Source organism: Streptomyces nidicola, assembly GCF_050106155.1.
Classification (GTDB): domain Bacteria; phylum Actinomycetota; class Actinomycetes; order Streptomycetales; family Streptomycetaceae; genus Streptomyces.
This window is the reverse complement of record NZ_JBNBPI010000001.1, coordinates 7,402,093-7,414,002: the sequence shown is the minus strand read 5'-3', so window position 1 is coordinate 7,414,002 and position 11,910 is coordinate 7,402,093. Positions and strand designations below refer to the sequence as shown.

The window sequence follows — 11,910 nt, the reverse complement described above, 5'->3', positions numbered from 1 at the left end:
ACGCCCCTCCCCGACAAGGACTGAACCCTCATGCACATCGCCGTCACCGGCGCCGCCGGCCGCGTCGGCCGGGCCGTCACCGCTCAACTCGTCCAGCGCGGACACCGGGTCACCGGCATCGACAGGGCCGAGCCCGCCGCACCGGTCCGTGGCGTCCGCTACGTCACCGCCGCGTTCTCCGAACTGGAACCCGGGGACGAACGCCTCGTCGGCATCGACGCCGTCGCCCACCTGGGCGCGATGATGTCGTGGCAGGACGCCGACGCGGCCGCGATGTTCGAGGCGAATGTCGTCGGCACCTTCCGGCTCATCGAAGCGGCGGCCCCGCACGGCGTACGCCGCCTCGTCCTGGCCAGCACCGGCGAGGTCTATCCGGAGAACGCCCCGGCCTACCTCCCGCTCGACGAGGCGCACCCCCGGCACGCGGCCACCCACTACGGGATGACCAAGGTGCTGAGCGAGGACCTGGCCGACTTCGCGGGCCGCAAGTACGGCATGGCGGTCACGACGCTGCGCTTCGCGCACACCCAGGACCCGGCCGAACTCCTCGACCCCGACAGCTTCTTCTCCGGCCCGCGGTTCTTCCTGCACCGCAGGCTGGAGAAGGAGCGGGCGGCCCAGAACACCGACGTGGTGCGGCAGTTGGAGGCGTGGGACGGCGGCGAGGCGCTGATCGCGCCCCGGCGGGCCGACGGCCGCCCCGTACGCATGGGAATTCTCGCCACCGAGGATCTCGCACACGGCGTCGTCCTCGCGCTGGAGGCCGACGCGTCCGTCGACGGCGTGTTCGGACTCGGCCCGGACGAGAGCACCGACCTGGCGGAGTTCGCCCGCGCCCTCGGCGAGGCGGCCGGACTGCCCGTCGTCGACGTGACCGTGCCGAACACCGCGGCCGACTACTGGACCCTCAACGCCCGGGCCCGCGAGCTCCTCGGGTTCCGACAGCGGATCGACACGGCCGCGATGATCGCGCAGGCCGTCGAGGCCCGTAAGCGGCGGCATGACGACGCCTGAGCACCGCTCGGCCCGCACCATCCGGACAACAGGGAACAACCTTCATGCGTGACGAACAGACCCAACACGACATCGCGGTGATCGGCGGCGGCCTCGCCGGCGTCTGCGCCGCCGTCTCCGCCGCCCGGCTCGGCCACCGCGTCGCCCTCGTGCACAACCGGCCCGTACTGGGCGGCAACAGCAGCAGTGAGGTACGGGTGTGGGTGTGCGGCGCCACCGCACACGGCGTGCACAGGTACGCCCGCGAGACCGGCATCATGGGCGAGCTCTACACCGAGAACCAGTACCGGAACCCGGAAGGCAATCCCTACTACTGGGACCAGGTCGTCCTGGACGCGGTGCTCGCCGAACCCCGCATCGACCTCTACCTCAACACCGACGTGCGCGAAGTTGAGGCCGAGGGCCCCGAGGACGAGCGTGCGGTCCGGTCCGTCACCGGCTGGATGATGGGCTCGGAGCGGCGGATCACCTTCCACGCGGAGCAGTTCCTCGACTGCACCGGAGACGGCCTCGTCGGCCACCTCGCCGGGGCCCGCCACCGCATCGGTCGGGAGGCGCGAGGCGAGTTCGACGAGCCGTGGGCCCCGCCGGAGGCGGACGGGGAGCTGCTCGGCTCGACGATCCTCTTCTACACGAAGGACGCGGGCCGCCCGGTCAAGTTCGTGCCGCCGTCCTACGCCAAGGACCTGTCGACCACGCCCATCCTGCGCAACCGCGTCCTGCGGACCGGGGACAACGGCTGCGACTACTGGTGGGTCGAATGGGGCGGCGAACTCGACACCGTCGAGGACAACGAGGCGATCCGCGACGAGCTGCACGCCGCCGTCATGGGCATCTGGGACCACATCAAGAACTCCGGCGAGTTCGACGCCGCCAACCTGACGCTGGAATGGGTCGGCAGCCTCCCAGGCAAGCGCGAGTACCGCCGCTTCGTCGGCGACCACGTCCTCACGCAGAACGACATCCTGAGCCAGCGCCAGTTCGAGGACCGGGTGGCGTTCGGCGGCTGGTCCGTCGACCTGCACCCCGTGCAAGGCATGTACGCGAACGAGCCGGGCGCCCGCCAGCGCTACGCGGACGGCGTCTTCCACATTCCGCTGCGCAGCCTGTACTCGGTCAACGTCCGCAATCTGTTCTTCGCCGGACGCAATATCTCCGCCACCCACATCGCCTTCGGCGCGACCCGGGTCATGGCGACGTGTGCCACGCTCGGCGAGGCCGCCGGAACCGCGGCCGCCCTGTGCGTGTCCGAGAAGACCGACCCGCGCACCCTGGCCACGGAGCGCACCGACCTGGTCCGGCGGGTGCTGCTGCGCCAGGACGCGTCCGTGATCGGCGTCCGCGACGCCGACCCGGCGGACCTCGCGCCGCGCGCCCGGCTCTCCGCCTCGAGCCACCTGCGGGCACTGGCGGCGGAGCCCACGGAGGGGCAGGCCGCGGAGCCGTACCCCCTCACGCGGGACGTGGGCCTGCTGCTGCCGGTCGACCCGTACCTGGAATCCGTGGATCTGCTGGCGTCCTCCGAGGCCGGCGGCGAGCTCACCGTGGAGCTCTGGGGCACCCGGCTGCCGGAGAACGGGGTGCCGCTCGACCACCTCGCGACCACGACGGTGACGGTGCCGGCCGGTGCCGCCACCTGGGTCACCGCACACCTCGACCACCGCCCGTCGGCGCCGGAAAACGTGGTCGTGATCGTCCGCCGGGCTCCCGAGGTCGCACTTCACCTGCTGCCGCAGCGCACCGACGGGGTGCTCGCCCTGCAGCGCAAGGCCGAGGGCGACGCCGCCGTCGACCACGACATCCCGGAGGAGGACGGCCAGTCGGTCATCGAGTGGTCGGCGCGGGAACTGCGCCGCCGCTCGTTCGCCTTCCGCGCCGCTCCGGCGACGACGGCGTTCGCACCGGACAAGACGGTGAACGGCTACCAACGCCCCTACGGGGGACCGCAGATGTGGTCCTCGGCCACGGCCGAGGACCCCGAGGACATGCACGAGCACCTGCAACTGACCTGGGACACCGAGCAGGACCTGCGGACCGTCCACCTGGTCCTCGACGACGATGTGGACGAATACCTGAACAACCTGCACCGCCACCGCACGCCCTTCGAGATCATGCCGGAGCTGGTGCGGGACTACCGGCTGCAGGCCCGTGCCGCGGACGGCGGGTGGCACACCCTCACGACGGTCACCGACAACCGGCGCCGCCATCGGGTGCACCGGTTCGAGAACGGGGAGCCGGTCCGTACGAGCGCGCTGCGTCTGCAGGTCGATGCCACGCACGGCGCCCCGCGCGCGCACGTCCACACGGTCCGCGTGTACGCCGACTGACCCGCTGTCTCCTGCGCACGAAAGCGGCCTGCGGCACCGAAGGTGAGCCGCAGGCCGCGTGCACGATGTGGACGTCAGTGGAAGTGATTCAGCGCGCCCCGAGTCCCTGGCTCACCGCGTCCGCCGCCTCGATGACCTGCCGTACCAGCGGCGCCCGGCTGTCCGGGGTCTCGCCGCCCGCGGGCAGGCCCAGCTCCGAGGCCGGTCCCCACAGCGAGATCGCGGCGACCACCTGGTCCTCGGCGTCACGCACCGGCGCGGCCAGCGAGGCCCGGCCCAGGGCGCGTTCCTCGGCCTCCACGGCGAACCCGTTGCGGCGCACCTCGTCGACGGCCGTGTCCAGGTCCTCGTGCTTGGTGAGGGTGAACTCGGTGTGCCCGGCCAGGGAATCGCCGAGCAGTTCGCGACGCTCCCGCGCGCCCATCCCGGCCAGCAGGCACTTGCCGATGCCGGTGGCATGCAGGGGGGCGGTGTGACCGGCCTGGGTCTGGGCCTTGGGCGTCTTGCCGCCCTCGAAGTTGCACAGGAACATCAGCTGGCCCCCGCGCCTTACGGCCACATTGGCACCGAGCCCGCTGGCCGCGGCCAGTTGCTGCAGGACCATGCGGGCGGCGCGGTGCACGGGGTGCCGGTTCACCGCGACAGCGGCGAGCGGCAGCGTGCCCAGGCCGAGCCGGTAGAGGTTGCTCACGGGGTCGCGCTCGACCAGATCGAGCTGTTCCAGGGTCGCGAGCAGCCGGGACGCCGTGGAAGCGCCGAGGCCCGCGGCCGCCGCGACGTCGGACACCCGCAGCTCCGGCCGCCCCTCCCCCAGGGCTCGCAGCACCGCCACCGCCCGCTCCACGCTCTGATTGGTCCCCGCATCCGCCGGCATCCGCGCCCTCCCTGTGCATGCTCTTTGCGCTCAGTGCACGACCCTACCGGGGATCGGGTCAGCGCAACGCCAGCAGGACGGTGAGCGCGGGCTCGGCGCCCCGGCGCCGGCCGACCGCGTCCTCGAACACGTCGAGCGCGGTCCGCCACACGTCGGGGCAGCGCCCCTCGAACGCCCGCCACTCGGAGACGACGACCACGAACCCCTTCTCGGACGCCGGCCACACTCCGGGATCGGACAGGCAGTCCGCCAACGCGTCCCAGTTCCGCCCGAACCACCCGGGCAGCTCCAGAGCGGCGGCGCACCGGTCCATGAAGCCGGTCTTGTCCGCGATCCCGTCGAGGTCGAGCGTGCGGAGGGTCCACTGGTCAAAGGAAGCGGGCAGCCCGCTCATCGAAGCACCGCCTTGAACGACTCGTAGTGGTCATCGGTGTAGTACGTCTCCCCGTCGCGGCCGGTGACGATACGCCGGGCGCCCCGGTCGTCCTCGCCCGGGGTGGGGACGGTGTACTCGTGGTAGTGGCCGCGCGGCTGCTTCGGCAGCTCACCCTCGAAGTTCCCGAAGACGCTGCCGTCCTTCTCGTACGGGAAGGGCCCGCCGGCGTCGATGAGGTCGAGCGTGCGCCGCGCCTCGGCGGGCAGCTCGGAGGCGGACACGGTGGCCATGCCCCGCGCCCAGGAGGGCGCGTCCCCGGACGACTCCCCAGCGCCCCCGCCACACCCCCCGACGAACAACACCAGACAGGCAAGCACCACACGGAGCAGAAGCCTCATACCCTGATGCTGCCATCAACCACGGACCGAGCCGATCAAGCCCCGCCGACGATTGAGGCGCGGGGCCCGGGGCAGAGCCCCGAGGCGTCGGCCCCGCCTCCGGCCTCACACCCCGTCGGGGTCCGCCCGCTGCAATGCCGGCTTGGGCGCGGACCCGGCCGCCAGCAAGAAGTCGGCCGCAGCCGTGTCCGTGACCAGGCTGGTCACGAGCCCCGACCGCAGCACCGCGTCGATGGCGGCAGCCTTCCGCTGGCCACCCGCGATCGCCACGACCTCCGGTATCCGCCGGAGGCGGTCCGCCTCGACGGTGATGCACCGCTCCCCGAGGTCCCGCCCGACCCGGCGGCCCTGCGCGTCGAAAAGGTGCGCGGACATCTCGGCGGCGACACCCAGGGACGCGTAGTGCGCGCGCTCCTCGTCGCTGAGCATGTCGTGCACGGTCGAGATGCCCGGCTCCCAGGAGCCGATGGACACGCACGCGACGGTGACCTTGTCGAAGTACTCGAAGGCGCGGGCGATCCCCGTCTGGTTGCGCAGCGCCGCCGCCGTCGCGGCGTCCGGCAGCAGCATCGGCGCGTAGATCGGGTGCGCGTCACCGCCCGACACCTGCGCCGCACGCCGCACGGCCTCCACGGAGCCGCGCTCCGCGGTCCCCGCGTCGTACACGCCCGTCAACTGCACCACGGTGCACGGCGGAAGCCGGTCGAGGGCGGCCGCCATGTGGATGGTGGAGCGGCCCCACGCGAGGCCGAGCACATCGCCCTCGGTGACCAGCTCGCCGAGCAGATCGGCGGCGACCTCGCCCAGGTTCTCCGGGTCGGAGGACTCGTCGATCTCGGCGGGCGACTCGACGACGACCGCGTGCCGCAGGCCGTAGCGGGCCCGCAGCGCGTCGGAGCGCTCCGCGTCCAGCTCGGCAGGGACCCGGATCTCGATGCGTACGAGATCCCGCTCGAGGGCGGTCTCGAGGACCCGCGCCACCTTGAAGCGGCTCACGCCGAACTCCTCGGCGATCTGGATCTTGGACTTGCCCTCGAGGTAGAAGCGACGGGCCATGGCCGCCGCCTGCACCAGCTCCGCGGGTCCCATCCGCAGGGCCGCCCGTCCCGCCGATGATGCGGACACGGCGTTCTCCTCACTTCTTTTACGTCACGAAACTTCTTTTACGTCATGAGATCGACTGCTGCTCACGAATCGGCTCACGGACCATCTGCCGTTCACAACCTGGATACGTCGTTCATCCTTGCAGATCCGACGCGGTTGATCAGCCCCGATGGACTCCGTTCACGTACCGGTGGCTCAGTGGTCGCACGCCCAGGCCGCGGACGCCGTGGCGCCTTCCGCCTGGGTGCGCAGTGCACGTACCGCCTCCGCCGGATCCTTCGCCCCGTAGACGGCCGAACCGGCTACGAAGACGTCGGCGCCCGCCTCGGCGCACCGCTCGATCGTCGCGGCGGACACTCCGCCGTCGACCTGCAGCCACAGCTCCAGACCGTGCTTCCCGATCAGCTCACGGGTGCGGCGGATCTTGGGCAGCATGATGTCCAGGAACGCCTGCCCGCCGAATCCCGGCTCAACCGTCATGATCAACAGCATGTCGAGTTCGGGGAGCAGGTCCTCGTACGGCTCGATCGGCGTCGCCGGCTTCAGGGCCATCGAGGCGCGGGCGCCCTTGGCGCGGATCTCACGCGCGAGCCGGACGGGGGCGGCGGCCGCCTCCGCGTGGAAGGTGACGGACCCGGCACCCGCTTCGACGTACTGAGGGGCCCAGCGATCGGGGTCCTCGATCATCAGATGGCAGTCCAGCGGGGTGTCCGTCGCCCGCGCCAGCGACTCTACGACCGGAACCCCGAGGGTCAGGTTCGGGACGAAGTGGTTGTCCATGACGTCGACATGGAGCCAATCGGCGCCTTCGGCGGCCTTTGCCTCGTCGGCAAGGCGGGCGAAGTCCGCGGACAGGATGCTGGGGTTGATCTGCACGGCCATGACCCAAGCGTGCCATGCCCGGCGCCGGTTGCCCGCCTCGGTCCGGACCAAGCCCCCAGACCGATACCGAGCCGTGCCCGCCCGTGCCATTGTGGGCGGCTCGCAGCGGGGGCCGGCGGTCGGCCCCCGGGAGTACCGCGCACGACGCAGCGGGGGACGCCATGGCGGACGTACGGAGCACGGTGAGCACGGCGCCCGGGCGCCGTGGAGTGGCGCGACTCGTGTGCGGGCGGCGCAGCAAGTGGCTGGTGCTCCTGCTGTGGCTCGTCGTCCTCGTGGGCAGCGCACCGCTCGCCCAGAAACTCACCGACGCACAGGACAACGACGCGCAGTCCTGGCTGCCCGGCTCCGCCGAGTCCACCCAAGTCCTCGACATCTCCAAGGACTTCAGGCCGGAGACCATCCCTGCAGTGGTGATCTACGCGCGCGAGGGCGGGCTCACCGTCGCGGACCGCGCCCGGATCGCCAAGGACGTCGCCCAGATCAAGCAGCTGAGCGCGCACGGGGTACGGGGCACGGAGACCCGCGGCCCCGTCCTCGACAAGCGGCCGGGCCCGTCGGCCGCCCAGGTCTACGTCCCGGTCACGATGGACGCCACGGGCTTCGAGCGGATCACCCCCGCCGTGGACTCCATCCGCGACGCGACCGGCACGTCCGTGGGCGATCTGAAGATCCACATCACGGGTCCCGGCGGCACGTCGGCGGACTTCTCCGAGGCCTTCTCGGGCATCGACTCGACGCTGCTGCTCTCGGCCCTCGGCATCGTCATCGTCATCCTGCTGTTCACGTACCGCAGCCCGTCCCTGCTGCTCGTACCGGTACTGAGCGTGGTGGCGGCACTCTTCACCGCGCAGGCGCTGATCTATCTCCTCGCGGAGAACGCGGGGCTCACCGTGAACGGGCAGAGCGCAGGCATCCTCACCGTCCTCGTGTTCGGCGCGGGGACGGACTACGCCCTGCTGCTCGTCGCCCGATACAGGGAAGAGCTCCGCCGCCACGAGGACCGGCACGAGGCGATGGCGCTCGCCCTGCACCGGGCGGGCCCGGCGGTCCTGGCCTCCGGCGCGACCGTGGTGCTCAGCATGCTGATGCTGCTCACCGCCGAGATGAACTCGACGCGGGGGCTCGGCCCGGTCGCCGCGATCGGGGTCGCCGTCGCCCTGCTCGCGATGCTGACCCTGTTCCCCGCCCTGCTCGTGATCTTCGGCCGCTGGATCTTCTGGCCGCTGATCCCGCACATGGGCAGCGCGGAGCCCACCGAGCGCGGCGTGTGGGCGCGCACCGGGCAGCGGATCGCGCGCCGCCCGCGCCTGATCTGGTGCGTGACGGCGGTGGCGCTCGCCCTGCTCTCGCTCGGCCTGATCCAGTTGAAGGCGGAGGGCATCAGCAACGCCGACTCGTTCACCGACAAACCCGACTCGATCGTGGGACAGGAGGTCTCGGCGGAGTACTTCCCCGCGGGCGCCGGCGACCCGCTCGTCATCGTCGCGGACCAGGGGCAGGGCCTGGAGGTGCGTCGCGCCGTCGCCGCTACGGACGGCGTCGTACGCGGCAGCATCGGCGTACCTCCGAACACGAAACCCCAGGCCGACGGCCGGGTCCTGTTCGAGGCGACGACGACCGCGCCCGCCGACAGCCAGGCCGCCAAGGACACCGTGGACCGGGTCCGCGAGGCGGTGCACGCCGTGGACGGGGCGGACGCCAAGGTGGGCGGCGGCACGGCGGCGCTGCTCGACATGGACCGGGCGACGGCGCACGACAACAAGCTGGTGATCCCACTCGTCCTGGTGGTCGTCCTGCTGATCCTGTGCCTGCTGCTACGGGCCCTGGTGGCACCCTTGTTGCTGATCGGGACGGTCGTCCTGTCCTTCGCGGCGGCCCTCGGCATCAGCGCGCTCGCCTTCCGCCACCTCTTCGACTACGCGGGCGAGTCGACGGACTTCCCGCTCTTCGTCTTCGTGTTCCTGGTGGCGCTCGGCATCGACTACAACATCTTCCTCACGACCCGCATCCGTGAGGAGGCCGCGCGCCAGGGCACACGCCCCGGCGTCGTCACGGGCCTGGCCGCGACCGGCGCGGTGATCACGTCGGCGGGCCTGGTCCTCGCGGGCACCTTCGCGGCCCTCGGCACGCTCCCCATGGTCGCCTTCGCGGAGATCGGCTTCGCGGTGGCGATCGGCGTGCTCCTGGACACATTCGTGGTCAGGTCCGTCCTGGTGACAGCCCTGTTCCTGGACGTGGGCCCAAAGGTCTGGTGGCCGCACAAGCTGTCCAAGGTGACCAAAAATAGCCCCGCCGGCGATTGAGGCGCGGGGCCCGGGGCAGAGCCCCGAGTCGTCAGCCCCGGTCACCCGCAACAAGACCTACGCGGTACGCCGAATCAACGCCAAATACATCGCGTCGGTCCCATGCAGATGCGGCCAGAGCTGCACATCCGGCCCCTCCCCGAGCCCCGGCACACCCTCCAACAGAGGCCGCGCATCAATGAGTTCGGCCCCGCCGACCCCCTTCAGCACGTCCTCGACGACCGCCCGCGTCTCCGCGAGATGCGGCGAGCACGTCGCGTACCCCACGACACCCCCGACCCGCACGGACTCGAGCGCCTTGCGCAGCAACCCCCGCTGCAGCGGAGCGAACCCCTCCAGGTCCTCGGGACGCCGCCGCCACCGCGCCTCCGGGCGCCGCCGCAGCGCGCCAAGTCCGGTGCAGGGCACGTCCATCAGGATCCGGTCGAACGTCCCGGGTCCCCACGGCGGCCGCGTGCCGTCCGCGGCGATCACCTGGTAGGGCCCCGGGTTCCCGGCCAGCGCCTTCGCGACGAGCCCGGCGCGGTGCGGCTGCTTCTCCGACGCGAGCAGCGTCGCGCCGCGCTCGGCGGCGAGCCCGGCGAGCATGGCCGCCTTGCCACCGGGACCCGCGCAACCGTCGAGCCACTTCTCGTCACGGCCCTCGACCGGAGCGTTCGCCAGCGCAATGGCCACCAGCTGGCTGCCCTCGTCCTGCACGCCGGCCCGCCCCGACTTCACGATGTCGAACGAGCCCGGCTCACCACCCTCGGCGAGCCGCACGGCGTACGGCGACCAGCGCCCCGGAAGCGCCGACTCCTCGCCCACCTCGGCGAGTACGGCCTCGGCGGTGGTCCGCCCGGGCCTCGCCACGAGCGTGACCTCGGGCCGCTCGTTGTCGGCCTCCAGCAGGTCCTCGATCCCGGCACGGCCACCGCCCAGCGAGTCCCACAAGGCGGAGACGACCCATCGCGGATGCGAATGCACCACGGCCAGATGGTCGTCGGGGTCCTCGTCGTACGGCGGCGCGACCCGCTCGACCCACGCGTCGAGATCGTGCTGCGAGACCTTCCGCAGCACGGCGTTGACGAACTTGGCCCGCCCGTCACCGAGCACGACGCGCGCCAGCTCGACCGACGCGGACACGGCGGCGTGCGTCGGGATCCGCGTCCCGAGCAGCTGATGCACGCCGAGGTTCAAGACGTCCAGAACGGGCGGATCGACCTCGCGCAGCGGCCGGTCGATACAGGCCGCCACGATCGCGTCGTACGTCCCCTGCCTGCGCAGCGTCCCGTACACGAGCTCGGTCGCGAGCGCCGCGTCGCGCCCGTCGAAGTCGCCCTTCTCGCGGGCCTTGCGCAGCAGCGGCGGCAGCACGAGGTTCGCGTACGCGTCCCGCTCGTCCACCGCGCGCAACGCCTCGAAGGCGAGGATGCGCACGGGGTCCTTCTTGGGACGACGGTGGGGCTTGCCGGGCTTACGAGGGGGCCGGCCGGGCTGGTCGCTCAAAGGTGCTCCGCTGCTGGGATCGTACGGGCGCTACGCACGGGTCGTACGCCGGGATGAACCCTCCCAGGGTACGTCCCGGCGCCGACAGCGGTCCTCGTGGGCCCGTCCGGCCCGGGCCCCGACCCGGCGTCAGCCCAGGGTCTCCCCCTCGGCGATCCGGGTGCCCCGCGCCCAGTCCGCCGCGGCCATCGGCTTCTTGCCCTGCGCCTGCACCCAGAGCAGCTCGACGGCGTGCGAACCGGTGCCTACGTAGAGGTTCTTCTTGCCGGCGCTGATCTCGCCCGGCGCCAGGTCGGTCCGGTCGGGCGCGAGGACGGCCGTGCGCACCTTGAGCCGCTCGCCGCGGAACTCGGTCCAGGCGCCCGGCGCGGGCGTGCAGCCACGGACGACCCGGTCGACCCGCAGGGCCGGCGCGCTCCAGTCGATCCGGGCGTCCTCCACGGTGATCTTCGGCGCGAGGGTGACGCCGTCGGCGGGCTGCGGCACGGCCTCGATCGTGCCGTCCTCGATCCCGTCCATCGTCGCGGAGAGCAGCCCGGCGCCCGCGAACGCGAGCCGCGTCAGCAGGTCGCCGCTGGTGTCGGTGGCACGGACCGCCTCGGTCACCGTCCCGTACACGGGCCCGGAGTCGAGCCCCTCCTCGATGAGGAACGTGGACGCGCCGGTGATCTCGTCACCCGCCATCACCGCGTGCTGCACGGGCGCGGCGCCCCGCCACGCGGGCAGCAGCGAGAAGTGCAGATTGACCCAGCCGTGGGCGGGCACGTCGAGCGCGGTCTTCGGGAGCAGCGCCCCGTACGCGACGACCGGGCAGCAGTCGGGAGCGATCTCCCGCAGCCTCGCCAGGAACTCCTCGTCGCGCGGCTTGGCCGGCTTGAGCACCTCGATGCCGGCCTCCTCGGCCCGCTGGGCGACCGGGCTCGCGACCAGTCGACGGCCGCGCCCCGCCGGTGCGTCGGGCCGGGTGACGACCGCGGCGACCTCGTGCCGGTCGGAGGCGATCAGGGCGTCCAGGGCGGGAACGGCGACCTCGGGGGTGCCTGCGAAGACGAGCTTCATCGGTGGCGTACAGCCTCTCGGGGCAGGGTCACGGGCAGCGCACCAGTCTATGGGCGCCGGGTGGCGGGCGCGTACGGGGCGC

The 11,910-nt window shown here is 72.1% G+C and carries 10 protein-coding genes; 3 read left to right on the top strand and 7 right to left on the bottom strand.

Going from position 1 to position 11,910, the window contains the following annotated elements; all coding sequences use genetic code 11:
- Positions 1-30: 30 nt before the first annotated feature.
- Positions 31-1,014: an NAD-dependent epimerase/dehydratase family protein gene (locus tag ACOKM3_RS33535; protein WP_426904985.1), complete on the top strand. Its 984-nt coding sequence runs from the start codon at positions 31-33 to the stop codon at positions 1,012-1,014.
- 44 nt (positions 1,015-1,058) lie between these two features.
- Entirely contained in the window at positions 1,059-3,341 is a 2,283-nt protein-coding gene (locus tag ACOKM3_RS33530) for an FAD-dependent oxidoreductase (protein WP_426904984.1), read from the top strand.
- Positions 3,342-3,429: 88 nt separating this feature from the next.
- Here ACOKM3_RS33530 and ACOKM3_RS33525 read toward each other — a convergent pair whose 3' ends face one another.
- From ACOKM3_RS33525 to rpe, 5 genes are all read right to left on the bottom strand, one after another.
- Positions 3,430-4,215, bottom strand: coding sequence for an IclR family transcriptional regulator (locus ACOKM3_RS33525; RefSeq protein ID WP_426904983.1), 786 nt, complete (start codon positions 4,213-4,215; stop codon positions 3,430-3,432).
- 58 nt (positions 4,216-4,273) lie between these two features.
- Entirely contained in the window at positions 4,274-4,609 is a 336-nt protein-coding gene (locus ACOKM3_RS33520; RefSeq protein WP_426904982.1) for a barstar family protein, read from the bottom strand.
- A complete protein-coding gene (locus ACOKM3_RS33515; protein WP_426904981.1) occupies positions 4,606-4,989 on the bottom strand; it encodes a guanyl-specific ribonuclease in 384 nt (127 codons plus the stop codon). The genes ACOKM3_RS33520 and ACOKM3_RS33515 overlap by 4 nt, the downstream gene beginning before the upstream one ends.
- A 105-nt stretch (positions 4,990-5,094) precedes the next feature.
- Positions 5,095-6,078, bottom strand: a complete 984-nt coding sequence (locus tag ACOKM3_RS33510; RefSeq protein WP_425841928.1) for a sugar-binding transcriptional regulator — start codon at positions 6,076-6,078, stop codon at positions 5,095-5,097.
- A 210-nt stretch (positions 6,079-6,288) separates the two neighbouring features.
- The gene (gene rpe / locus ACOKM3_RS33505) at positions 6,289-6,975 is read right to left on the bottom strand and encodes a ribulose-phosphate 3-epimerase (RefSeq protein ID WP_385763103.1); all 687 of its coding nucleotides are present in this window, start codon (positions 6,973-6,975) and stop codon (positions 6,289-6,291) included.
- Positions 6,976-7,157: 182 nt separating this feature from the next.
- On the opposite strand from rpe, the gene ACOKM3_RS33500 reads away from it, so the two are divergent.
- Positions 7,158-9,281 (top strand): MMPL family transporter, encoded by a 2,124-nt coding sequence (locus ACOKM3_RS33500; RefSeq protein WP_426904980.1) that lies wholly within the window; start codon positions 7,158-7,160, stop codon positions 9,279-9,281.
- Positions 9,282-9,338: 57 nt separating this feature from the next.
- Here ACOKM3_RS33500 and ACOKM3_RS33495 read toward each other — a convergent pair whose 3' ends face one another.
- Both ACOKM3_RS33495 and fmt read right to left on the bottom strand, forming a co-directional pair.
- Positions 9,339-10,769 carry an RsmB/NOP family class I SAM-dependent RNA methyltransferase gene (locus tag ACOKM3_RS33495; RefSeq protein WP_426904979.1) on the bottom strand — a complete coding sequence of 477 codons (1,431 nt, stop codon included), beginning with the start codon at positions 10,767-10,769 and terminating at the stop codon, positions 9,339-9,341.
- A gap of 129 nt (positions 10,770-10,898) precedes the next feature.
- On the bottom strand, positions 10,899-11,828 hold the full coding sequence (fmt, locus tag ACOKM3_RS33490) for a methionyl-tRNA formyltransferase (RefSeq protein WP_426904978.1): 930 nt from the start codon (positions 11,826-11,828) through the stop codon (positions 10,899-10,901).
- Positions 11,829-11,910 lie beyond the last annotated feature (82 nt).

What these genes read in the sequence shown, in the direction of transcription:
- fmt (WP_426904978.1), bottom strand. Translation starts at nt 11,828, where the DNA reads ATGAAGCTCGTCTTCGCAGGCACCCCCGAGGTCGCCGTTCCCGCCCTG.
- ACOKM3_RS33530 (WP_426904984.1), top strand. Translation starts at nt 1,059, where the DNA reads ATGCGTGACGAACAGACCCAACACGACATCGCGGTGATCGGCGGCGGC.
- ACOKM3_RS33510 (WP_425841928.1), bottom strand. Translation starts at nt 6,078, where the DNA reads ATGGGACCCGCGGAGCTGGTGCAGGCGGCGGCCATGGCCCGTCGCTTC.
- ACOKM3_RS33535 (WP_426904985.1), top strand. Translation starts at nt 31, where the DNA reads ATGCACATCGCCGTCACCGGCGCCGCCGGCCGCGTCGGCCGGGCCGTC.
- ACOKM3_RS33525 (WP_426904983.1), bottom strand. Translation starts at nt 4,215, where the DNA reads ATGCCGGCGGATGCGGGGACCAATCAGAGCGTGGAGCGGGCGGTGGCG.
- ACOKM3_RS33520 (WP_426904982.1), bottom strand. Translation starts at nt 4,609, where the DNA reads ATGAGCGGGCTGCCCGCTTCCTTTGACCAGTGGACCCTCCGCACGCTC.
- rpe (WP_385763103.1), bottom strand. Translation starts at nt 6,975, where the DNA reads ATGGCCGTGCAGATCAACCCCAGCATCCTGTCCGCGGACTTCGCCCGC.
- ACOKM3_RS33515 (WP_426904981.1), bottom strand. Translation starts at nt 4,989, where the DNA reads ATGAGGCTTCTGCTCCGTGTGGTGCTTGCCTGTCTGGTGTTGTTCGTC.